At 64.0% G+C, this 22,611-nt stretch carries 25 protein-coding genes; 10 read left to right on the forward strand and 15 right to left on the reverse strand.

Going from position 1 to position 22,611, the window contains the following annotated elements:
- Positions 1 to 10 precede the first annotated feature (10 nt).
- The 4 genes from AC1DYS_RS23155 to AC1DYS_RS23170 all read left to right on the forward strand — a co-directional run bounded on the left by AC1DYS_RS23155 (position 11) and on the right by AC1DYS_RS23170 (position 3,947).
- On the forward strand, positions 11 to 658 hold the full coding sequence (locus AC1DYS_RS23155) for an ANTAR domain-containing response regulator (protein WP_047484374.1): 648 nt from the start codon (positions 11 to 13) through the stop codon (positions 656 to 658).
- Positions 659 to 969: 311 nt separating this feature from the next.
- Entirely contained in the window at positions 970 to 2,202 is a 1,233-nt protein-coding gene (locus AC1DYS_RS23160) for a CmpA/NrtA family ABC transporter substrate-binding protein (RefSeq protein ID WP_477903517.1), read from the forward strand.
- A gap of 24 nt (positions 2,203 to 2,226) precedes the next feature.
- Positions 2,227 to 3,123, forward strand: coding sequence for a nitrate ABC transporter permease (gene ntrB, locus AC1DYS_RS23165; protein WP_477903519.1), 897 nt, complete (start codon positions 2,227 to 2,229; stop codon positions 3,121 to 3,123).
- A 23-nt stretch (positions 3,124 to 3,146) separates the two neighbouring features.
- Positions 3,147 to 3,947: an ABC transporter ATP-binding protein gene (locus tag AC1DYS_RS23170; protein ID WP_477903521.1), complete on the forward strand. Its 801-nt coding sequence runs from the start codon at positions 3,147 to 3,149 to the stop codon at positions 3,945 to 3,947.
- Between the two features lie 230 nt (positions 3,948 to 4,177).
- Here AC1DYS_RS23170 and fdx read toward each other — a convergent pair whose 3' ends face one another.
- The 9 genes from fdx to uvrB form a co-directional block, all read right to left on the reverse strand.
- Entirely contained in the window at positions 4,178 to 4,516 is a 339-nt protein-coding gene (gene fdx / locus AC1DYS_RS23175) for an ISC system 2Fe-2S type ferredoxin (RefSeq protein ID WP_477903523.1), read from the reverse strand.
- Between the two features lie 10 nt (positions 4,517 to 4,526).
- Positions 4,527 to 6,383 (reverse strand): Fe-S protein assembly chaperone HscA, encoded by a 1,857-nt coding sequence (hscA, locus tag AC1DYS_RS23180; RefSeq protein ID WP_477903525.1) that lies wholly within the window; start codon positions 6,381 to 6,383, stop codon positions 4,527 to 4,529.
- Positions 6,384 to 6,388: 5 nt separating this feature from the next.
- Positions 6,389 to 6,907, reverse strand: coding sequence for a Fe-S protein assembly co-chaperone HscB (hscB, locus tag AC1DYS_RS23185; protein WP_477903527.1), 519 nt, complete (start codon positions 6,905 to 6,907; stop codon positions 6,389 to 6,391).
- Between the two features lie 67 nt (positions 6,908 to 6,974).
- A complete protein-coding gene (gene iscA, locus AC1DYS_RS23190; protein ID WP_477903529.1) occupies positions 6,975 to 7,298 on the reverse strand; it encodes an iron-sulfur cluster assembly protein IscA in 324 nt (107 codons plus the stop codon).
- Between the two features lies 1 nt (position 7,299).
- Positions 7,300 to 7,686 carry a Fe-S cluster assembly scaffold IscU gene (gene iscU / locus AC1DYS_RS23195; RefSeq protein WP_047484366.1) on the reverse strand — a complete coding sequence of 129 codons (387 nt, stop codon included), beginning with the start codon at positions 7,684 to 7,686 and terminating at the stop codon, positions 7,300 to 7,302.
- Positions 7,687 to 7,716: 30 nt separating this feature from the next.
- A complete protein-coding gene (locus AC1DYS_RS23200) occupies positions 7,717 to 8,931 on the reverse strand; it encodes an IscS subfamily cysteine desulfurase (RefSeq protein ID WP_477903810.1) in 1,215 nt (404 codons plus the stop codon).
- A gap of 46 nt (positions 8,932 to 8,977) precedes the next feature.
- On the reverse strand, positions 8,978 to 9,511 hold the full coding sequence (iscR, locus tag AC1DYS_RS23205; protein ID WP_047484364.1) for a Fe-S cluster assembly transcriptional regulator IscR: 534 nt from the start codon (positions 9,509 to 9,511) through the stop codon (positions 8,978 to 8,980).
- 165 nt (positions 9,512 to 9,676) lie between these two features.
- Complete coding sequence (locus AC1DYS_RS23210) at positions 9,677 to 10,189, reverse strand: low molecular weight protein-tyrosine-phosphatase (RefSeq protein WP_477903531.1); 513 nt, start codon at positions 10,187 to 10,189, stop codon at positions 9,677 to 9,679.
- Complete coding sequence (gene uvrB / locus AC1DYS_RS23215) at positions 10,186 to 12,282, reverse strand: excinuclease ABC subunit UvrB (RefSeq protein WP_477903533.1); 2,097 nt, start codon at positions 12,280 to 12,282, stop codon at positions 10,186 to 10,188. The genes AC1DYS_RS23210 and uvrB overlap by 4 nt, the downstream gene beginning before the upstream one ends.
- Before the next feature lie 177 nt (positions 12,283 to 12,459).
- Here uvrB and AC1DYS_RS23220 point away from each other — a divergent pair, with 177 nt between their 5' ends.
- The 6 genes from AC1DYS_RS23220 (at position 12,460) to nth (ending at position 16,963) form a co-directional block, all read left to right on the forward strand.
- The gene (locus tag AC1DYS_RS23220) at positions 12,460 to 13,659 is read left to right on the forward strand and encodes an amino acid aminotransferase (protein WP_477903535.1); all 1,200 of its coding nucleotides are present in this window, start codon (positions 12,460 to 12,462) and stop codon (positions 13,657 to 13,659) included.
- Positions 13,660 to 13,841: 182 nt separating this feature from the next.
- Positions 13,842 to 15,176, forward strand: a complete 1,335-nt coding sequence (locus AC1DYS_RS23225; RefSeq protein ID WP_477903537.1) for a polyhydroxyalkanoate depolymerase — start codon at positions 13,842 to 13,844, stop codon at positions 15,174 to 15,176.
- Positions 15,177 to 15,185: 9 nt separating this feature from the next.
- Positions 15,186 to 15,746: an electron transport complex subunit RsxB gene (gene rsxB, locus AC1DYS_RS23230; protein WP_477903539.1), complete on the forward strand. Its 561-nt coding sequence runs from the start codon at positions 15,186 to 15,188 to the stop codon at positions 15,744 to 15,746.
- Positions 15,747 to 15,909: 163 nt separating this feature from the next.
- Positions 15,910 to 16,107, forward strand: a complete 198-nt coding sequence (locus AC1DYS_RS23235) for a CsbD family protein (protein ID WP_477903541.1) — start codon at positions 15,910 to 15,912, stop codon at positions 16,105 to 16,107.
- A 10-nt stretch (positions 16,108 to 16,117) separates the two neighbouring features.
- Positions 16,118 to 16,261: a hypothetical protein gene (locus tag AC1DYS_RS23240; RefSeq protein ID WP_477903543.1), complete on the forward strand. Its 144-nt coding sequence runs from the start codon at positions 16,118 to 16,120 to the stop codon at positions 16,259 to 16,261.
- A 45-nt stretch (positions 16,262 to 16,306) separates the two neighbouring features.
- On the forward strand, positions 16,307 to 16,963 hold the full coding sequence (gene nth / locus AC1DYS_RS23245; RefSeq protein ID WP_477903545.1) for an endonuclease III: 657 nt from the start codon (positions 16,307 to 16,309) through the stop codon (positions 16,961 to 16,963).
- Here the strand turns inward: nth and AC1DYS_RS23250 are convergent.
- The 6 genes from AC1DYS_RS23250 to cbiB are packed head-to-tail and all read right to left on the reverse strand — an operon-like array spanning position 16,909 to position 22,609.
- Positions 16,909 to 17,478, reverse strand: a complete 570-nt coding sequence (locus AC1DYS_RS23250) for a histidine phosphatase family protein (RefSeq protein WP_477903547.1) — start codon at positions 17,476 to 17,478, stop codon at positions 16,909 to 16,911. The two genes, nth and AC1DYS_RS23250, sit on opposite strands and share 55 nt — an antisense overlap.
- Entirely contained in the window at positions 17,463 to 18,242 is a 780-nt protein-coding gene (locus AC1DYS_RS23255; RefSeq protein WP_477903549.1) for an adenosylcobinamide-GDP ribazoletransferase, read from the reverse strand. Before AC1DYS_RS23255 ends, AC1DYS_RS23250 begins: the two co-directional genes overlap by 16 nt.
- Positions 18,239 to 19,282, reverse strand: a complete 1,044-nt coding sequence (gene cobT / locus AC1DYS_RS23260; protein ID WP_477903550.1) for a nicotinate-nucleotide--dimethylbenzimidazole phosphoribosyltransferase — start codon at positions 19,280 to 19,282, stop codon at positions 18,239 to 18,241. The genes AC1DYS_RS23255 and cobT overlap by 4 nt, the downstream gene beginning before the upstream one ends.
- Positions 19,279 to 20,733, reverse strand: coding sequence for a cobyric acid synthase (locus AC1DYS_RS23265; RefSeq protein WP_477903551.1), 1,455 nt, complete (start codon positions 20,731 to 20,733; stop codon positions 19,279 to 19,281). The genes cobT and AC1DYS_RS23265 overlap by 4 nt, the downstream gene beginning before the upstream one ends.
- Positions 20,730 to 21,704, reverse strand: a complete 975-nt coding sequence (locus tag AC1DYS_RS23270; protein WP_477903553.1) for an aminotransferase class I/II-fold pyridoxal phosphate-dependent enzyme — start codon at positions 21,702 to 21,704, stop codon at positions 20,730 to 20,732. Before AC1DYS_RS23270 ends, AC1DYS_RS23265 begins: the two co-directional genes overlap by 4 nt.
- Complete coding sequence (gene cbiB, locus AC1DYS_RS23275) at positions 21,683 to 22,609, reverse strand: adenosylcobinamide-phosphate synthase CbiB (protein WP_477903555.1); 927 nt, start codon at positions 22,607 to 22,609, stop codon at positions 21,683 to 21,685. The genes AC1DYS_RS23270 and cbiB overlap by 22 nt, the downstream gene beginning before the upstream one ends.
- Between the last annotated feature and the right edge of the window lie 2 nt (positions 22,610 to 22,611).

Consider the following 22,611-nt stretch of genomic DNA (forward strand, 5'->3'; position numbering starts at 1 on the left):
TTGCTAGAACATGAAGCCGTCGCCGCCCAGTCCCGCCCATGCCCTGCGCATTGTCATCGTGGCGCCCGATCTGCTGGCGAACGATGGCACGGAGACGCCCGCAGGCACCGAAGCGGAGCGCTCGCGCAGCCTGCGCATCGGCTTGCTGGAAAACGGCTACAACATCGTCGCCGTGCTGCCGGTCGACGTGTTCCTGCCGGACCGCCTGGCGCAGATCGCGCCGGACATGATCATCGTCGACGCCGAAAGCCAGGCGCGCGACACGCTGGAGCACGTGGTGATGGCCACACGCGATGCGCGCCGGCCCATCGTGTTGTTCACCCAGGACGAAGACACCACGCATGTGCGCGACGCCATTGCAGCCGGCGTAACCGCCTACGTGGTGGCCGGACTCGCTGCCGAGCGCGTGAAGCCCGTTCTTGATGTCGCCCTCGCCCGCTTTCAGCACGAAGAAGCCTTGCGCCGGGAGCTGGCCGATGCACGCACAGAGCTCTCGGACCGGAAGGTCATCGACCGCGCCAAGGCCATTCTCATCAATCGCCATGGGCTTCGTGAAGAAGACGCGTACGCCCGGCTTCGCAAGACCGCCATGGACAAGGGCATGAAGCTCGCCGATGTGGCGCAGCGCCTCATCGATGTGAGCGACCTGCTGGCTTGATGCGCACAAAGCACGTGCGCCAATCCGCTGCAACAACACTGAGTTGGTGCAGCGCAGCACATTGGCGCTCTTCAAGTGCTGGCACGGGCTTTGCGTTCTTTCGCTGCAGAAGATCAACGGCGATTTTCTAAAGACATCGGCAAGCACCAAAGACGGTGCGCTGTCGATGGGACGAAGGCGTCCCCACAGGCTCGGGCTCATCCCGACCATGTGCGGACGCCTTTTTGTTTTGTCCTTTCCCCTTTGTCTTCCTTCGTCTTCCACGCACTCGAGACCACGCCATGAACAGCCAACTCACTCGAAAGACACTCATGAGCCGCAGAACACTCATCAAGGCCGCTGCCGCCGGTAGTGCAGCGGGTCTCGTCCCCGGGCTGAACACGGCGGTCCATGCCGCTGGTTCAGACAAACCCGAGAAAGAAGAAGTCAAGATCGGCTTCATCCCGCTGACCGATTGCGCATCGGTAGTCATGGCCTCCGTGCTGGGCTTCGACAAGAAGTACGGCGTGAAGATCGTCCCGTCCAAAGAAGCCTCATGGGCCGGCGTACGCGACAAGCTGGTCAACGGCGAACTCGACATGGCGCACGTCCTCTACGGTCTGATCTACGGCGTGCACCTCGGCGTCAGCGGCCCGAAGAAAGACATGGCCGTGCTGATGAGCCTGAACAACAACGGCCAAGCAATCACGCTGTCCAGGACCTTGGCAGACAAAGGCGCGGTCGACGGCGCCTCTTTGGCAAAAGTGATGGCCAAGGAGAAGCGCGAGTACACCTTCGCCGGCACCTTCCCCACAGGCACACACGCGATGTGGATGCACTACTGGCTGGCCGCATCAGGCATCAACCCCATCAGCGGCGCCAAGCTGATCACCGTGCCGCCGCCCCAAATGGTGGCCAACATGCGCGTGGGAAACATGGACGGCTTCTGCGTCGGCGAACCCTGGGGCCACCGCGCCATCATGGACAACATCGGCATCACGGCGGTGACCACGCAGGACATCTGGAAAGACCACCCTGAAAAGACACTCGGCACCACGGCCGACTTCGTCAAGAAGAACCCGAACACCTGCCGCGCCGTGATGATGGCTGTGCTCGAGGCCAGCCGATGGATCGACGCCAGCCTGCAGAACAAGATGAAGATGGCCGAGACCGTGGCGGACAAGTCCTATGTCAACACGGGTGTCGACGCCATCAACCAGCGCATCTTGGGCCGCTACCAGAATGGCCTGGGCAAGACCTGGGACGACCCGAACCACATGAAGTTTTTCAACGATGGCGCGGTGAACTTCCCCTACCTGTCCGACGGCATGTGGTTCCTGACCCAGCACAAGCGCTGGGGCTTGCTGAAGGAGCATCCGGACTATCTGGCGGTGGCCAAGCAGATCAACCAGATCGACCTCTACAAGGAGGCCGCCAGCGCGATGAAGATCAGCGTTCCGAAGGACGTGCTGCGCACCAGCAAGTTGATCGACGGCACGGTGTGGGACGGCAAGGACCCGAAAAAGTACGCCGACGGTTTTGCCATCAAGGCATCGGCCGCCTGAACGCAGCGAACACAGGAGAACACCATGGTCAGCGCCGTTTTTCACTCGCCGCTCGGATCCACCACCGAGAAGAACCAAGCCCAGCCGATCCCCAAGGCCGAGCCCGGCAAGCAACCCGCGCCGGCCAAGGCACCGAAGCAGCCGATCGACTGGCGCGGCGTCTGGCTCAAGGTCTTGCCGCCTGTGATCGGCATTGCGCTGGTCGTGGGCATCTGGGCGCTGCTCACGATGAAGAGCACGAGCTTTCCGACGCCTGCAGCCACCTTCACCGAGGCGGTCAAGGTGTTCTCCGACCCGTTCTACAGCAAAGGCCCCAACGACCAAGGCATCGGCTGGAACATCCTGTTCTCGCTCGAGCGAGTGGCCGTGGGCTTCGGGCTCGCAGCACTGGTCGGCATCCCAATGGGCTTCATGATTGGCCGCTTCACCTTCCTCAACAACATGGTGTCGCCGCTGATCAGCCTGCTGCGCCCGGTGTCGCCGTTGGCTTGGTTGCCGATCGGGCTGCTGGTGTTTAAGGCCGCCAACCCGGCAGCCATCTGGACAATCTTCATCTGCTCGATCTGGCCGATGATCATCAACACCGCCGTCGGCGTGCAGCGCGTGCCCAGCGACTACCTCAACGTGGCGCGGGTGCTGAACCTGTCGGAGTGGAAGGTCATCACCAAGATCCTCTTCCCCGCCGTGCTGCCTTACATGCTGACCGGCGTGCGGCTGTCGGTCGGCACCGCTTGGCTCGTCATCGTGGCCGCCGAGATGCTGACCGGTGGCGTAGGCATCGGCTTCTGGGTCTGGGACGAGTGGAACAACCTCAACGTCACGCACATCCTGATCGCGATCTTCGTGATCGGCATCGTGGGGCTACTCCTCGAATGGGCGCTGATCTCCATCGCCAAGCGCTTCACCTACGACGAAGTCTGACCATCTACCGAGGAGAACACGCCATGAAAAGCTTCATTGAAGTGCAGAACGCCGAGATGGTCTTCAACACCAAGAAGGGCCACTTCCACGCGTTGCGCGAGATCAATCTCAAGGTCGAGAAAGGCGAGTTCGTCACGCTGATCGGCCACTCGGGCTGTGGCAAATCCACGCTGCTCAATCTGATCGCCGGGCTCACGCTGCCGAGCAGCGGCGCGCTGATCTGTGACAACAGGGAGATCGCCGCGCCGGGGCCGGAGCGCGCCGTCGTGTTCCAGAACCACTCGCTTCTGCCGTGGCTCACCTGCTTCGAAAACGTTCACCTCGCGGTCGAACGCGTGTTCGGCAACAGCGACACCAAAGCCCGATTGAAAGAGCGGACGTTGGCCGCACTGGAACTGGTGAACATGAGCCATGCCGCGTACAAGCGCCCGCATGAGATCTCCGGCGGCATGAAGCAACGCGTGGGCATCGCGCGTGCGTTGGCCATGGAGCCCAAAGTGCTGCTGATGGACGAGCCGTTCGGCGCACTCGATGCCCTCACCCGCGCCCACCTGCAAGACGAACTGCTGAAGATCGTCGGCCGCACACACAGCACGGTGGTGATGGTCACGCACGATGTCGACGAGGCGGTGCTGTTGTCCGACCGCATTGTGATGATGACCAACGGCCCGGCGGCTACGATCGGCGAGATTCTGTCCGTCGAACTGGATCGGCCACGCAATCGTGTGGACCTGGCCGAAGATTCTCGCTACGTGCACTACCGCAAGGAGGTGCTCGACTTCCTGTACACCCGTCACGGCCACGTGGAGAAAGCCGCTGCCTGACTTGCCGAACGGCCTGAGTGAGAAGCAGGCATGGCGCTTGCTGATAGGCAAGCGGCGGGACGCTCCTGCGTTTGTCGTCTATCTCCTCAGTAGGGGCAGTTGCCCTTTTTGTCGACCTCCTGGTTCGCAAGGCCGGGAGGTCTTTTTCTTTTGTCGCGCTCAGCGCCGCTCGGTGCTTTTGGCTCCGGCGTCACGTCACTGCGCGACATGAGCCTTCGCCGAAAACACTTTCAGTGTTTTTCTTTGGCGTGGTTGATCGAGTACTTGGGGATCTCGATGGTCACGTCCTGCTGCGCCAGGATGGCCTGACATGACAGCCTCGATGTGGGCTCCAAACCCCAGGCGCGGTCGAGCAAGTCTTCTTCTACCTCATCGATCTCGCCGAGCGACTTGAAGCCCTCGCGGACAACCACGTGGCAGGTGGTGCAGGCTGCACTCATTTCGCATGCGTGCTCGATCTCGATGTCGTGCTCGAGCAGCGCTTCGCACAGCGAGGTGCCAGGCGTCGCCTCGATCTGTGCCCCCTGCGGGCAGTATTCGGGATGGGGAAGGATCTTGATGACGGGCATGTTCTGGTTCTCAGACTTCTTCGACGCGGCGGCCCGCCAGCGCGCGGCGAATGCCACGGTTCATGCGCTCGGCCGCAAAGGCTTCGGTCCCCTTGGCCAGGGCTTCGACGGCGGTGTCGATCTTGGCGTGGTCATCGCCGTTCTGGATGGCTTCTAGCGCTGCCAGCAGGGACTGGATGCGACCGTGTTCTTCATCGCTCAGCAAGTCGCCATCGGCTGCGAGTGCCGATCGCGTTGCCAGCAGCATGCGCTCGGCTTCTACACGTGATTCGCGCAGGCTGCGAGCACGCATGTCGACCTCGGCCGTACTGAAGCTTTCGGTGAGCATGCGGGCGACTTCATCGTCCGACAGGCCGTAGCTCGGCTTCACGGTGATCGTGGCCTCAACGCCCGAGCCTTCTTCGCGGGCACTGACGGCGAGCAAGCCATCGGCATCGACCTGAAAGCTCACGCGAATGCGCGCGGCACCTGCCACCATGGGCGGAATGCCCCGCAGTTCGAAGCGGGCCAGCGAACGGCAATCGCCCACCAGTTCGCGTTCGCCCTGCACCACGTGGATCGCCATCGCGGTCTGGCCGTCCTTGAAGGTGGTGAAGTCTTGGGCGCGCGCCGTGGGAATGGTGCTGTTGCGCGGAATGATCCGCTCGACGAGGCCGCCCATGGTTTCGAGCCCCAGGGACAAGGGAATCACGTCGAGCAACAGCAGTTCGTCCGCACCTGCGTTGCCCGCCAAGGCGTTGGCCTGAATGGCGGCACCCAACCCCACGACCTCGTCCGGGTTCAGGTTCGTGAGTGGCAGCTTGCCGAAGAACTCGCCCACCACCGCCTGCACCTTGGGCATGCGCGTGGAGCCACCGACCATCACGACACCTTGCACATCGTCCTTCGCCGCCTTGGCGTCGCGAAGCACCTTGCGCAATGCACCCAGCGTGCGGGCGATCAGGTCTTGCGTGATGGCGTCGAACTCGTCTCGCGTCACCCGCACCGATAACTCGCCACCGCTCAACGGGCAGGCCAACGTCGCATGGTCGCTGGAAGACAGCTTCTCCTTGGCGGCACGCGCCGCGACGAGCACGGAGCGCTTGTCTTGCGGCGTCGCGGCCTGCAGGCCGCTTTGGGTCAGCGCCCAGTCGGCAAGCTGGCGATCGAAGTCATCCCCGCCCAAAGCGGAATCGCCGCCTGTCGCGACGACCTCGAATACACCTTGCGTCAGTCGCAACAACGAGATGTCGAAGGTGCCACCGCCCAGGTCGTAAACCGCGTAGAGGCCTTCAGAGCCGTTTTCCAGCCCATAGGCGATCGCCGCGGCAGTCGGCTCGTTGATGAGGCGCAAGACATTCAGGCCGGCCAGCTGCGCCGCATCTTTCGTGGCCTGGCGCTGTGCGTCGTCGAAATAGGCCGGCACGGTGATCACGGCACCGAACAGATCTTCGGCGAACGTGTCTTCAGCGCGGTAGCGCAGCGTCGCCAGAATCTCGGCCGACACCTCGACCGGTGACTTCACGCCATCGACCGTGCGCAGCTTGACCATGCCCGGCTCGTCGACAAAGTCGTACGGCAGCTTCTCGCGCTGCACGATGTCGCTCAAGCCACGGCCCATGAAGCGCTTGACCGACACGATGGTGTTGCGCGGATCGGTGGCGGCCTCCATCAACGCGTCGTGGCCGATCTGGMGACGCCCCTGCTCCAGGTAACGCACGGCTGAGGGCAGGATCACGCGGCCCGCGTCGTCAGGCAGGCATTCCGCCACCCCATTGCGAACGGCTGCGACCAGCGAATGCGTGGTGCCGAGGTCGATACCGACAGCAATTCGGCGTTGATGCGGATCGGGGCTTCCGCCGGGTTCTGAAATCTGAAGCAAGGCCATGGCAGTTATTGTCCCAGCGCTTCCAGGCGCCGATCGACGTCGTCGGCAAAGCGCTCAACGAACATGAGGGCTCTGACGTCCTGAGCGGCGGCAACGAAGTCTTTCTTGTCGTCGAGGATGACCTGCAGTTGCACCAGCGCCTTGTCGCGGTGCTTCACCACGGCGTCTGCCAGCGCTTCGACATCAGGCAGCGAAACCGCTTCGTCCAGCGCTTCGCGCCACTCCATCTGCTGCATCAGGAATCCGGGAGGCATCGCAGTGTTGTTCTCGGCATCGATAGGGGCACCGTTCAGCTCGCACAGGTAGGCAGCGCGCTTCAGCGGGTCTTTCATGCGTTGGTAAGCCTCGTTCGCACGCACGGCCCATTGCATCGCCACGCGCTGCGAGGCGGCACCCTCCGCAGCAAAGCGATCGGGGTGCACCTGAGCCTGTAACTCACGCCAACGCGTATCGATGGCTGCGCGGTCTTGCGCAAAACGCGGCGGCAGTCCCAACAGAGTGAAGTCGTCGTCGTCCAGCTTCACGACACGCTCGATTCGTCAAAAAAACAAAGGCGCGACCTGAGCCGCGCCTGGATGGGTCAGCCGAGGGTCAGACCCGGAACGATTCACCGCACCCGCATCGGTCTTTCTCGCGCGGGTTGTGAAACTTGAAGCCTTCGTTCAAGCCCTCGCGCACGAAGTCGAGTTCGGTGCCGTCGATGTAGGGCAAGCTCTTCGGGTCGATCAGCACCTTCACGCCATGGCCTTCGAAGACCACGTCTTCGGGCGCCACGTCATCCGCGTACTCCAGCTTGTAGGCCAGGCCCGAGCAGCCGGTGGTCTTCACGCCCAGGCGCACACCGACGCCCTTGCCGCGTTTGGTGATGTAGCGCGACACATGCCGCGCCGCTGCTTCTGTCAGCGTGACCGCCATGTCAGTGAGCTTTCTTGGCCTTGTAATCGTTCACGGCCGCCTTGATGGCGTCTTCGGCCAGGATGGAGCAGTGAATCTTCACCGGCGGCAGCGCCAGCTCTTCGGCGATGTGCGTGTTCTTGATAGTCAGCGCTTCGTCGAGTGACTTGCCCTTGACCCATTCGGTCACCAGTGAGCTCGATGCAATGGCCGAGCCGCACCCGTAGGTCTTGAACTTGGCGTCTTCGATCAGGCCCGTGACGGGGTTGACTTTGATCTGCAGCTTCATCACGTCGCCACAGGCCGGTGCACCGACCATGCCGGTACCCACGGTGTCATCACCCTTTTCGAACGAACCCACGTTGCGCGGGTTCTCGTAATGCTCAACCACTTTTTCGCTGTATGCCATATCAGTTCTCCAGAATTCAATGCGGCGATGTCAATGGGCGGACCACTGGATCGTGCTGATGTCGATGCCGTCCTTGTGCATCTCCCACAGCGGCGACAACTCGCGCAACTTGGCCACGCGGTCTTTCAGCGTGGTGATCACGTAGTCGATCTCTTCCACGGTCGTGAAGCGGCCGATGGTCATGCGCAGCGACGAGTGCGCCAGTTCATCACTGCGGCCCAGGGCGCGCAGCACATAGCTCGGCTCCAAGCTCGCTGACGTGCAGGCCGAGCCCGACGACACGGCAATGCCCTTGATGCCCATGATCAGCGACTCGCCCTCGACAAAATTAAACGACATGTTCACGTTGTGCGGAACGCGCTGCGTGGGGTGACCATTCAGGAAGGTCTGTTCGATGTCGGACAGGCCGTTGATCAAGCGCTGCTGCAGCATGCGAATGCGCTCGATCTCCACGCCCATTTCTTCACGTGCAAGGCGATACGCCTCGCCCATGCCGACGATCTGGTGCGTGGCCAGCGTGCCCGAGCGCATGCCGCGTTCATGCCCACCGCCATGCATCTGCGCTTCGATGCGCACACGCGGCTTGCGGCGCACATACAGAGCGCCGATGCCCTTGGGACCATAGGTCTTGTGCGAGGCCAAGCTCATCAGATCGACCGGCAGCTTGGCGAGATCGATGGCGACCTTGCCCGTGGCCTGGGCAGCGTCCACGTGGAAGATGATGCCGCGCTCGCGGCACATCGAACCGATGGCCGTGATGTCCTGGATGACGCCGATCTCGTTGTTGACCAGCAGCACCGACACCAGGATCGTGTCCTCGCGGAGTGCTGCCTTCAGCTTGTCAAGGTCAAGCAATCCGTCTTCCTGCACGTCGAGATAGGTGACGTCAAAGCCTTGGCGCTCCAGTTCGCGCATCGTGTCGAGCACGGCCTTGTGCTCGGTCTTCAGCGTGATGAGGTGCTTGCCGCGGGTCTTGTAGAACTGCGCCGCCCCCTTCAGGGCAAGGTTGATGGACTCGGTCGCACCCGACGTCCACACGATTTCACGCGGATCAGCATTGACCAGAGCTGCAACCTGCTCGCGCGCCTTCTCGACTGCGGCCTCCGCTTCCCAACCCCAGGCGTGGCTGCGAGATGCCGGGTTGCCGAAATGTTCGCGCAACCACGGAATCATCGCGTCCACCACGCGTTGGTCGACCGGCGTGGTGGCGCCGTAGTCCATGTAGATCGGGAAATGCGGGGTCATGTCCATGGCGATACTGCGAGGAAAGAAATACTTGTGAGGGCGCTACTTACTTGTTGAAGGCGTTGCCCAACGCGAACACCGAATTGGGCGCGGTGATCTTGATAGGCTTGACGACCGGCTGGGTCGAGATGGCGCGCTTGACGGGGTGCTCTTCGATCGAGATTCCCTTGGCGAGCTGCTCTTCCACCAGCTTGCGCAGCGAAATCGAATCGAGGTACTCGATCATCTTGGAGTTGAGGCTCGCCCACAGGTCGTGCGTCATGCAACGGCCCGAGTCTTCGCCCATGCAGTTTTCCTTGCCGCCACACCCGGTGGCGTCAATGGGTTCGTCGACTGCAACGATAATGTCGGCGACGGTGATTTCTTCAGACTTGCGGCCGAGCGAATAGCCGCCGCCAGGGCCACGGGTACTTTCCACCAGCTCATGCCGGCGAAGCTTGCCAAACAGCTGCTCGAGATAAGAAAGAGAAATCTGCTGGCGCGCGCTGATGGCAGCTAGCGCAACGGGGCCAGTGTTCTCGCGCAGGGCGAGGTCGATCATCGCGGTAACGGCAAAACGGCCTTTTGTGGTCAGACGCATGAAATCCTCCTGGTGCCGGTAACGACACAACAAATCAATGAAAGCGATCAAGGGTTGGCTTCACGCTTTGTCGAGCCCCGCCGTAAGCGGGATAACCCTCGGATTGCTGTTCCCGACAGGTTTACTCAAGTATAGCTGAGACCTACTGATTCGGTCGACATTGGGTCAGGAAGTTCCCCTACGTTGCGCAAGCTTTTGTCGCAGCAAAAATGCCACAAAACCATCGCAAGCGTCTTCAACGAGGTCCAGTACGTGCTCAAAACCCGCCGGACCGCCTTGATAAGGATCGGGAACCACCTCGGCCTGGTGCCGACTGGCGTGCTGGGTCAGGCGACCCAACTTTGAATGATGTTGGGGCGGACACTGTTCTTCCAACCACCCCAGGTTTTCCCAGTCCATGGCCAGGATGAAGTCGCAGGTCTCGAAATCGGCCGTGGCGACCGGCCGAGCCCGAAGCGCTTCCAAGTTGTAACCACGCCGTTTGGCATGGGCCATAGAACGTGCATCCGGCGGCTCGCCGCTGTGCCAGGCCAGCGTTCCGGCCGAATCGACGTCGACGGCATGCTCCAAACCTGCCGCCCGGAGCTTGTGCCGCAGCACCGCCTCGGCCGTGGGAGAGCGGCAGATGTTGCCCATGCAGACCATCAGCACACTCAGTTTCTTCAGCTCCGACGTCATTTGGAGGGCGCCATCGGCACGATGTTGTCCTTGCCCGGCGCACCGAACGCCTGCTCCCTTAGCATGGCCAACTGGTCGCGCACACGGGCGGCTTTCTCAAATTCCAGGTTGCGGGCGTGGTCGAGCATCTGCTTCTCGAGCTGCTTGATGCGCTTGCCCAGGTCCTTTTCCGACAAAGCCTCGATGGCGGCGGCCTCGATTTCGCGGTGCTCACCCTTGGTCTTCTCCGAATAGACGCCGTCGATCAGGTCCCTCACCTGCTTCTGGATGCTGCGCGGCGTAATGCCCTGCTCGGTGTTGTGGGTCATCTGCTTGGCGCGCCGGCGTTCGGTTTCACCAAGGGCCAGCTTCATCGATTCGGTGACCCTGTCGGCGTAGAGGATGGCCTTGCCGTTCAGGTTGCGAGCCGCGCGGCCGATCGTCTGGATCAGCGAGCGTTCCGAGCGCAGGAAGCCTTCCTTGTCGGCATCGAGGATGGCAACTAACGAGACCTCGGGAATGTCCAAGCCTTCGCGCAGCAAGTTGATGCCGACCAGCACGTCGAACGCGCCCAGCCGCAGGTCGCGAAGGATCTCGACACGCTCCACCGTGTCGATGTCGCTGTGCAGGTAGCGCACCTTCACGCCGTTGTCGGCCAGGTAGTCGGTCAGCTGCTCGGCCATGCGCTTCGTCAGCGTGGTGATCAGCACGCGCTCGTTGATCTCGACGCGCTCGCGAATCTCCTGCAGCACGTCGTCGACCTGGTGCGTGGCCGGCCGTACTTCCACCAGCGGATCGATCAGGCCCGTGGGTCGCACCAGCTGCTCAACGACCTGACCGGCATTCTTCTTCTCGAAGTCCGCCGGCGTGGCCGATACGAACACCACCTGGCGCATCTTCTTCTCGAACTCCTCGAACTTCAGCGGCCGGTTGTCCAGCGCTGATGGCAGGCGAAAACCGTACTCCACGAGCGTCGTCTTGCGCGCCCGGTCGCCGTTGTACATGCCGCCCAGCTGGCCGATCAGCACGTGCGACTCGTCGAGAAACATCACCGCGTCTTTCGGCAGGTAGTCCACCAGCGTTGATGGCGGATCACCGGGAGCGGAACCGGAAAGATGCCGTGTGTAGTTCTCAATGCCCTTGCAGTGGCCGATCTCCTGCAGCATCTCAAGGTCGAAGCGCGTGCGCTGCTCCAGGCGCTGGGCCTCGACCAGTTTGCCGCCTTTCACCAGCTCGTCGAGCCGCTCGCGCAGCTCCTGCTTGATGGTGTCGATGGCTGCCAGCACGCGGTCGCGCGGGGTCACGTAGTGGCTTGACGGATAGACGGTGAAGCGGATGATCTTCTGTTTGATCCGGCCACTGAGCGGGTCGAAGAGCTGCAGCGTCTCCACCTCATCGTCGAACAGCTCGATGCGGATTGCCAGCTCCGAATGCTCGGCCGGGAACACGTCGATGGTGTCACCCCGCACGCGGAAGGTACCGCGGCTGAAGTCCATCTCGTTGCGCTGGTATTGCATGCGAATGAGCTGCGCGATCACGTCGCGCTGGCCCATCTTGTCGCCCGTGCGCAGCGTCATCACCATGCGGTGGTAGTCGCTCGGGTTGCCGATGCCGTAGATGGCCGAGACGGTCGCCACGATCACCACGTCCCGGCGTTCCAGCAGGCTCTTGGTCGCGCTGAGGCGCATCTGCTCGATGTGCTCGTTGATCGAGCTGTCTTTTTCGATGAACAGGTCGCGCTGAGGCACGTAGGCCTCGGGCTGGTAGTAATCGTAGTAACTCACGAAGTACTCGACCGCATTTTTGGGAAAGAACTCGCGGAACTCGCTGTAGAGCTGCGCGGCCAGCGTCTTGTTGGGCGCGAAGACGATGGCCGGGCGGCCCAGGCGCGCGATCACGTTCGCCATGGTGAAGGTCTTGCCCGAACCGGTCACACCCAGCAAGGTCTGGTAGGTGAGGCCATCGTTGATGCCTTCCACCAGTTGCCCGATCGCGGTGGGTTGGTCACCGGCGGGCGGATAGGGCTGGAACAGCTGGAACGGCGAATTGGGGTAGCTCACGAACTCACCCTGCTCGGGTGCATTCAAGACGGGGGAGTCAGACAGGTCGGCCATGGCAGATAAAATCTCCGGGTTTCCCCGCTAATGGGGCGCACTGGGCAATCGTCCAGAGTAGCCCAAAACGTTCATCCGCTCTACTGACAGCCCCATGGCTCGTCGAGTCGAGCCCGCCCCCGAGGGGTCAAGAAACTCGGGGAGCGGCCCTTTGTTTTCTTGAGACAAGGACTGTCCATGACCTCGCTGTTCGCCGCCGTTGAAATGGCACCCCGTGATCCGATCCTCGGCCTCAACGAACAGTTCAACGCTGATCCGAACCCTGCCAAGGTGAACCTCGGCGTCGGCGTCTACTACGACGACAACGGTAAGTTGCCCCTGCTCAAGTGCGTGGCGCAGGCCGAGAAGCAGATCCAGGAAGCGGCCAGCGCGCGCGGCTACCTGCCGATCGACGGCATCGCCGCCTACGACAAGGCCGTGCAAGGCCTGGTGTTCGGCGCCGACAGCGCCGCGCTGAAAGACGGCCGCGTGGCCACAGTGCAAGGCCTGGGCGGCACCGGCGGGCTGAAGATCGGCGCCGACTTCCTGAAGAAGGTGAACCCTAGCGCCAAGGTGCTCATCAGCGACCCGAGCTGGGAAAACCACCGTGCGCTGTTCACCAATGCCGGCTTCCCGGTCGACACCTATCCGTACTACGACGCCGCCAAGCGCGGGGTCAACTTCGACGGCATGCTGGGCGCGCTGAACAGCGCTGCCGCTGGCACCATCGTCGTGTTGCACGCCTGCTGCCACAACCCGACCGGCTACGACATCACGCCCGCCCAGTGGGATCAGGTGGTTCAGGCCGTCAAGGCGAAGAACCTGGTGCCCTTCCTCGACATGGCCTACCAAGGCTTTGGCGAAGGCATTGCCGAAGACGGTGCCGTGATCGCGCAGTTCATGGGTGCGGGCCTCGACTTCTTCGTCTCGACCTCGTTCTCCAAGAGCTTCTCGCTATACGGCGAACGCGTCGGCGCACTCAGCGTGGTCTGCGAAAGCAAGGACGAAGCGGCCCGTGTGCTGAGCCAACTCAAGATCGTCATCCGCACCAACTACTCCAACCCGCCGACGCACGGCGCGCAGATCGTCGCCACCGTGCTCAACACGCCGGCGCTGCGCGCGATGTGGGAAGACGAACTCGCCGGCATGCGCGTTCGCATCAAGCAGATGCGCACCGCCTTGCTCGAGAAGCTCCAGGCCGCCGGCGTCAAGCAGGACATGAGCTTCATCACGAAGCAAAAAGGCATGTTCAGCTACTCCGGGTTGAACAAGGAGCAGATGCAGCGGCTGCGCAGCGAATTCGGTATCTACGGCGTCGACTCCGGGCGCATCTGCGTGGCTGCGCTGAACAGCAAGAACATCGACGCAGTCGTCAGCGCCATCGTCAAGGTCAGCTGAGCTGCGCACCAAGGTGTCGCTCTGGCGACACCTCACAAAGCTCACATTTGGTGCGAATACCCGCTCTTTTCGGGGTTTTCACCCGCGCGCCAAACCGCACGATTCTGGGCACCTGCCTAGAATGCTGCAACGCGCAAATTGTGCTGCACCAGCAGACCCACCCGGTCTCGTGAGGAACCACCATGCTGTATCAGCTCTACGAATCCCAGCGCGCTCTCCTGAGCCCGTTTTCCGAGTTCGCCAGCGCCTCGGCCAAGCTCTACAGCCACCCGCTCTCGCCCTTCACGCACACGCCCCTGGCGCACCGCGTGTCTGCCGGGCTCGACCTGATGCACCGGCTGTCGAAGGAATACGAGAAACCCGAATTCAACATCACCACAGTCCAGGTACAAGGTACCGACGTGGCGGTGCAAGAGCAGGTGGCAATCGAAAAGCCCTTCTGCCGACTGCTGCGCTTCAAGCGCTTTACCGACGACCTGCCGCTGTTGTCGACGATGAAGGAACAGCCCACGGTGCTCGTCGTGGCGCCGCTCTCGGGCCACCATTCCACGCTGCTGCGCGAAACCGTGCGCGCACTGCTGGTCGACCACAAGGTCTTCATCACCGACTGGACCGACGCGCGCATGGTGCCCCTCGAGGCCGGCCCGTTCCACCTCGACGACTACATCTTCTACGTGCAGGAGTTCATCCGCCACATCGGCCCCGAGGTGAACGTGATCTCGGTGTGCCAGCCCACCGTGCCGGTTCTCGCAGCCGTCTCGCTGATGGCCAGCAAGGGTGAGTTCACGCCCCGCACGCTGACGATGATGGGCGGCCCGATCGACGCACGCAAATCGCCCACCGCCGTGAACAACCTGGCGATGAACAAGAGCTACGAGTGGTTCGAGTACAACGTGATCTACCGCGTGCCCGTCAACTACCCAGGAAACGGCCGTCGCGTGTACCCGGGCTTTCTGCAGCACAGCGGCTTCATCGCCATGAACCCCGACCGCCACCTGAAGTCGCACTACGACTACTTCATGGACCTGATGCGCGGCGAAGATGAGAGTGCCGAATTTCACCGCGCGTTCTATGACGAGTACAACGCCGTGCTCGACATGCCGGCCGAGTACTACCTCGACACCATCAAGACGGTGTTCCAGGACTTCGCACTGGTCAACGGCACCTGGGAAGTCGACGGCCAGCTGGTGCGCCCGCAGGACATCAAGACATCGGCCCTGCTGACCATCGAAGGCGAGCTCGACGACATCTCCGGCGCGGGCCAGACCAAAGCCGCCCACGACCTCTGCACCGGCATCCCCAAATCGCGCCAGTTCCACTACGACGTGGAAGGTGCAGGCCACTACGGCATCTTCTCGGGCCGCCGCTGGCGCGAGAAGGTCTACCCCGAACTGCGCGAGTTCATCGCCCAGCACCAATCGGCAGGCGCAGCCCATCGCGCGCGGCCCGCAGCCGCCAAGAAGGCCGCGCTGGCGAAGAAGACCAAGACTGCCACCGCGCGCAGCAAGGCCCGCTAAGCTCTTGGTGTGACCCCTGCCGATCTTGCCGAAGCCCTGAACGCCGCATTGCCCCAAACGCAGTGCACGCGCTGCGGCTATGCGGATTGCCGCGCCTATGCGCAGGCCATGGCCGAGGGCTCGGCCCCTATCAACCAGTGCCCACCCGGCGGTGCCGAAGGCATCGCGCGGCTGGCCCGCATCACCGGCCAGCCTGAGCTGCCGCTCAACCCCGCCAATGGGCACGAAGGGCCGCGGCAGCTCGCCGTGATCGACGAGGCTTGGTGCATCGGCTGCACGCTCTGCCTTGATGCCTGCCCAGTCGATGCAATCGTCGGCGGCCCCAAGCGCATGCACACGGTGATCGACCCACAGTGCACCGGCTGCGAGTTGTGCATTCCGGTGTGTCCGGTCGATTGCATTTCGCTCACCAACGTCACCGGCACGCAGACCGGCTGGCAGGCCTGGAGCCCCGAGCAGGCCGACGAAGCGGCCGACCGCTACGCCTTCCATCGCCTCCGCAAAGCGCGTGACGAACAGGAGCGGAACGAGCGCTTGGCGGCGCGCGCACTGCAGCGCAAGCCCACCTGAAGCATCACGCCAGCGCTGTAAGCATCCTCCTACAGCGTGTTGCGTCGACTTCCGACGCCCGTCTCTGCACGACGCTGACGACCACCCTGAAAGGCAGCCCATAACCTGCATGCACGGGTTCGACATCTTTCGGCCCGATGTCTTCATTCAATCAGGAGCTGAAATGAATCGAGATCGCATGGCAGGCCAGTTGAAACAACTCAAGGGCAACGTCCGCAAGGGCTGGGGCCGCTGGACCGGAGACGAACACCAGGTGGAGCGCGGCGAGCGCGAGCACGCATCGGGCAAGATGCAGCGCACCTACGGCATTCGCCAAGACGAAGCCCGTCAGCAGATCCGCGAGCTGCAGTCGCGCTATTGAGCGGCTCCGCATGAGCAGACCCGGCATCTGGATCGCCGCGGCCGCCACCGTGTGTGTGACGCTCGCGTGCGATCCCAAGCCGTCCAAGCCCACCGACCCACCGAAGCCCATCGCGCAAGCCTCTTCGCTGCAGCACTCTGCCGATCAGCGCTGAACTGCTGAATATTCGCCAAAACGAGCGCTGCGACAATTGGCGTCCATGAAGACGTCATCGATCGAGCCCTTCTTCGCCACCCTCGAGGCCGCGAACCCCCACCCCGTCACCGAGCTCGAATACACCAACGCCTTCGAGCTGTTGGCTGCCGTTCTTTTGTCGGCCCAGGCCACCGACGTGGGCGTCAACAAGGCCACGCGCAAACTCTTCGCCGTGGCCCACACGCCGCAGAAGATGCTGGAACTCGGCGTCGAAGGCGTCAGCCAGTACATCAAGACCATCGGCCTGTACCGCAACAAGGCCAAGAACCTTGTCGAGACCAGCCGCATCCTGATCGAACAGCACGGCGGCAAGGTGCCGCGCAGCCGCGAAGCGCTGGAGGCCTTGCCGGGCGTGGGCCGCAAGACGGCCAACGTGGTGCTCAACGTGGTGTTCGGCGAAGAGACCATGGCGGTGGACACGCACATCTTCCGTGTCAGCAACCGCACGGGTCTGGCACCAGGCAAGAACCCGCTCGAGGTGGAAATGGGCCTGCTCAAGCGGGTGCCACCCAAGTACATGAAGCATGCCCACCACTGGCTGATCTTGCATGGCCGCTACGTGTGCCAGGCGCGCCGGCCCTTGTGCGAGCAGTGCAAGGTGCTGCGCTACTGCGACTCGGCACCGCCGGAGTTGCTGAAGAACCTTTCGCCCGCGCCGTAGCGCGCGGCCACCGGCCAGTCGATCGCTTCGCCGGGTTCGGTTCGGCCCGCAGCGATCCAGCGCAGCGCGTTGATCCAGCCTGCATGGCCGACGACGCACGCCGGCTCGTCCCCACGGCTTGCGATGAAGTCGGCGCAGCGAAGCATCAACTGCCTCACCGACTCGCCGCCGCCAGGCCGATGGTCCGCGAACGAATTCGTCCAGGCTTCGATTTTGGCGACGTCGACGTCGTGCCAAAGCCGGCCGTCCCACTCGCCAAAATCCAGCTCGGCCAAACGGACATCGATGACGTGCCGCCAGCCCCAGCGCGCGAGCCATTCACCGACGCTCGCGCTGCGGCACAACGGCGAAGTGAACACGACGTGAGGCCCCCGCCCTCGCCTTGCCTGTTGGCGGATGCGGTGGGCGAGGCGCTTGGCTTTGCGGCGATCCACCGGCACATCGGTGCTGCCGATGCAACGGCCCGCGACATCCACAGGCCGCGGGTGTCGCCAGACGGTCAGCGGCCCGCCCATGCCAGCCAGCCCAGCAGCATCAGCAACTCGGTGAGCTGCTGCGTGGCACCCAAGGTGTCGCCGGTGATGCCGCCGAGGCGGCGATGAAACCAGAGTCCGCAGGCCACCGTCCCTGTAGCCGCCAACGCCAAAGCGAGCAGCACGGCGACCCACGTGCTCGGCGAACACACGACGATCAATGCGCACACCAGCGCAATCCATCCCAACGCGACCAACAAGCCTGCTGTCGAGATGCGCCGTGCGAGTGGCTTGGCCTTGGCCTGGTCCACATCGCCGGCATAAGGCATGAACCGAATCAGCGAGACCGCGGCCGCACGTGAAGCGGTGTGGCCAAGCACCAGTGCCGGCACCGCCCACCACAGCGGCAAGGCGGCAACCGTCATCGCCTTCAGGCCCAGCACCAGCAGCAAGCCCACGGCGCCGTAGGTGCCGATGCGCGAGTCTTTCATGATCTCGAGCGCCCGCTGGCGGCTCACCGCGCCACCCAGCGCGTCGCAGGTGTCGGCCAGGCCGTCTTCATGGAAAGCGCCGGTGAGCAGCACGGTAGCCGCCATTGACAGACCCACGGCCACGCCGACCGGGAACACCCAACCAGCGGCCCACAACACGCCGGCTGCGACCACGCCCACGCATGCGCCGACCAAGGGAAAGTGCCGCGCACTCTCATTGAGCCACTGCGGATCGAACCCGACGCGCGCCGGCACCGGCAGCCGCGTGAGGAACTGCAGCGCGATCAGGAACAGGCGCAGCTCGTGCAGGATCATGCGTCCGTGCGGTCCGACACACCGGCCGATTCGAAGCTCGCCATCTCGTTCAGTATGCGCACAGCGCTGTCGAGCAAAGGCCACGCGAGCGCCGCACCCGAGGCCTCGCCCAGCCGCAGGCCGAGGTCGAGCAAGGGCTCGCCTCCCAGGTGCTGGATCAGCAGCGCATGACCCGACTCGGCCGAACGGTGCGAGAGCACGCAATAGCCCAGCACCGTAGGCACCAGCCGAGAGGCCACCAGCACGCTTGCGCCCGCGATGAACCCGTCGACGACGATGGTGCGGCGCTCGGCCGCTGCCTGCAATACAGCCCCCACCAGCATCGCGATCTCGAAGCCGCCCATAGCGGCCAGAGCCGCGAGCGGCGACGTGGCCGCGGGGTGCCGCTGCAGCACCGCATTCAGCACACCGAGCTTGCGCGCCAGCCCTTCGTCGTCCAGCCCGGTGCCTCGGCCCACACAACGCGTCAGGTCTTCGCCCGTCAGGCGTGCGAGCAGCAGCGACGAGCTCGAACTGTTGCCGATGCCCATCTCACCCAACAGCACGGCGTTGCCGGGCAACTGACGCACCACATCGCGCCCGGCGGTGATGGCTTGCTCGCACTGCGCCTCGGTCATGGCAGGTTCGGTCGATGCGTCGGCGGTGCCGAAAGCGATCTTGCGATCGAGCAAATCCGCACGCGGCGCGAAGCTGTGCTTCACCCCGGCATCGACCACCGTCAGCGCGATGCCATGCTGGCGCGCCAGCACGCTCACCGCCGCGCCGCCGGCTAGAAAGTTCTCCACCATCTGCCAGGTCACGTCGCTCGGGTAGGCCGACACGCCGCGCGCCGCTAGCCCGTGGTCACCGGCGAACACCAGTAGCTGCGGTTCGCGCCACACGGGCGTCTCGGTCTGCTGGATCAAGCCGATCTGCAGCGCCAGCGATTCAAGGCGGCCGAGTGACCCCAACGGCTTGGTCTTGCGGTCCAGGCGCTGCTGTAAACGCTGTGCGAGCACGGGGTGCTGGATGTCGGCGATGTCGGGAAGCGTCAAGGTCATGGGGTAGGTCTCAGCAAATCCATCAAGGAATTGGGTTCGAAATGCAGATCGATGAAGTCGGCCAGGCCATCGAAGACAGCGTCCAGCGGTTTGATCTCTGCGCCGAACAGTGCCCGCAGCACCGGCGCGGATTCGAACAGGCCGTGGGCATACAGGCCCAGCACGTTGCCACGCTGCCAACCGATGGTCTCGCCCTGCCCGTTCGTCAGCACTGCGCTGGCCGAGGCTCCGGAAGAGAGTTCGGTGCGGCCGTGCCGAATTTCATAGCCGTGGGCTTCGACGTTCGACAACGCGGACCACGCCCCCTGCACCGCCCCGAAGCGCATCGTGGCGGCGGCGAGGTGTTTGTGTAGGTCGAAGCGGGTCACCAGCGGCAGCAGGCCGAGGCCCGGCCCTTCGCCATCCACGCCGTGGGGGTCGATCAGGTCATCGCCAAGCATCTGCAACCCGCCGCACAAGCCAAGCACACGGCGGCCGGTCGAGGCGTGCAGCGCGATCGCCACATCCAGCCCTTGCGAGCGCAACCAGGCCAGGTCGCCGCTCGTGTGCTTGGAGCCCGGCAGGATGACCCAATCGGCATCGGCGAGGTCGCCCGGCTCGCGCGCCCAGCTCAAGCGGACGCCGGGCAGGCTGCGCAAGGGCTGAAACTCATCGAGGTTGCTGATGCGCGGGTAGGCCACGACGGCGATGCGCAAGCCTTTGCCGGTGGGCGCATCGTCGAACACGCCGTCTTCCTCTGGCAAGCCATGGCCACGCCACATCGGCAGCACCGCCAGCGTCGGCACGCCGGTGAGTTGCTGCAGTTGCTGTGGGCCGGGCGGCAGCAGCGATGCATCACCGCGAAATCGGTTGAGGACGAAGCCGCGCAGCAAGCGGCGCTCGGCCTCGGGCAGCAGCTGATGCGTGCCGTAGAGATGGGCGAACGCGCCACCGCGGTCGATGTCCGTGACGAGTAGGCAGGCCGCTTGCGCCGCCAGCGCCGTGCGCATGTTCACGTAGTCGCTCGCATGCAGGTTGATCTCGGCCGGTGAGCCGGCGCCCTCGATCACAACGAGGTCGTTGTCGTGCATCAAACCCTGCAAGGCGTCGCGCGCAAACGGCCACAGCGCTTCGCTGCGTTCGCGCCAGGGCACCGCAGCCAGGTCGGGCCGCACCTCGCCCATCACGACCACCTGGCTGGCGGTATCGCGCTCGGGCTTGAGCAGCACCGGGTTCATGCGAACGTCCGGGGTGCGCCGCGCTGCCAGCGCCTGAAAGTACTGCGCGCTGCCGATCTCGCCGAGCCGGCCGTCGACACCCGGCACCACGCGCGCGTTGTTGCTCATGTTCTGCGCCTTGAACGGCGCCACCTTCAAGCCGCGGCGCTCGTACCAGCGGCACAGCGCCGTGGCGAGCCAGCTTTTGCCCGCACCGCTGGTGGTGCCGAGCACCATCACCGCGCGAGCTGTCATGCCGACACCTCGCGCCACGCATCGCGCAAGGCCTGCTGAGCCTGCGGCGGTTGAACGCTGAGCCGCACGTGTCCAGGCAGGCCCATGGTCGAGGTATCACGCAGCTTGACGCCAAGGGCACGCAGGCGAGGCAGCAGCTGCGCGTCGGGCCACCGCACGAGGTAGAACGGTGTGACGCCATCGAGGCACGCCCAGCCGAGCTCGGTGCACAAAGCGAGTTGCTGGCGTTTCCATTCGCGCAGCACGGGCAGGCAGTCGGCGAGCCATGCCTGGGTGTCGCCGGTGACCCAGCTCGACAACATCGCAACGCCCTGAGCACCGACCGGCCATGAGGGCGCCAGCGCATCCAACGTGGCACACAACGCCTCGGACTCTAGAGGCGCAATCGAATAGGCGCCGCGCACGCCCGTGAGACCGAGCGCCTTGTTGGGCGACATCAGCTGCCAAGCATGAGATGGCAGAACGCTGCGTTCACCGTCGAGGCGCAACGGCTCGTATGCGCCATCGACCACCTGCACCGCGCCTTCGCGCGTGGTCGGTGGGTGCCGCGACGCGCCATCGGGGCTACCAGGTTCGGTGTGCCACGACAGCAGCGCATCGCCAGCCAGGTTCACCTGCCGCAACCCAAACGCCTGCGCCGCGCGGCCGTAGTCGGCATAGCCGGGCTGCGGTGCATGCACGCTGGCTCCAGGCCAGAGCCGCGCCACGGCAGCCGTCATCCGGAAGATGAACTCGCTGGCGCTGGCTGCAATGACGATGCGATCAGCCGACACGGTGTGGAAGGTTGCGAGCTGATCACGCAGAGCCGCGTAGTTCGGGTCGGGATAGCGCGTGACGTCGGCCTGTTGCACGGCCTGCAACACGCCGGGCGCCGGCCCGCAGGCGTTGGCGTTGGTCGAGAAATCCCAACGCGGCACTCCGGCTGCGTCGGGCCCGCCATGGGCGCCGCTCACAGCGCTCTGACCAGCCATGACAAGACGGCCAACAGCATGACGGCCCAAGCGGCCACGGCGGCATGCTTCAGGGCCTGCGCCATGTTGCGCGATGACGGCGCTGCCCCCGTTTCGTTGAGCACATAGACGCCCGGCTTCGTCAACCGCACGCCAAGGCGCAACGCCATCGCGCCCATGGCCCAGCCGCCGTTGGGCGATGGCGTGCGACCTGCCTGCCGCCGCAAAGAGCGCCACGCGTTGCTTCGCCAGGCCGGGTACAGGCCCAGCGCGGTGATTCGCGCGGGCACCCACGAGAGCACGTCGTCTGCGCGGGCCGCCCATTTGCCGGCCCATTCCCAGACCCCGCGGTAGCCCCACATGGCATCGGCCGTGTTCGCAAAGCGGTAGATCACGGCGCCTGGCAAACCGAACACGGCAAACCAGAAGAGCGGTGCAACCACCGAATCATTGAGGTTCTCAGCCAACGTTTCGATGGCGGTCTCGCGCAACTCTTCTTCGCCGAACTCGCTCAGGTCGCGGCTTACCAGATGCGACAAGCGCTCGCGCCCAGGTTCGATTCCGATCGCGAGCGCTTCTTCGACGGCCAGCACTTCATCGCGCAGCATGCGCCAGGCCAACATGGGCTTGAGCAACACGGCCAGCACTGGCACGGCCCACCAAGCGGGCAGCGTCAGCAGACGCCACTGAAGCCACCACGACAACGCACCCAAGCTGCCTGCCAGCAGCAGCCACGAAAGCGCCCCACACCAGAACGCCTTGTTCGGCGGCATCAGCCTCAGGCGGCAGCCCAGCGGCCACAGCAGCTTGCCCAGCCATGCCACCGGGTGCAGCGCATTGCGCGGTTCACCGAACGCGGCATCGAGCACCCAGGCCAGCAGCAAGGCCAGGGCCAGCACAAGCGCGTGTGAGGGGGCGACGGGCATCG

The organism is Rhizobacter sp. P2_G4, from assembly GCF_056403575.1.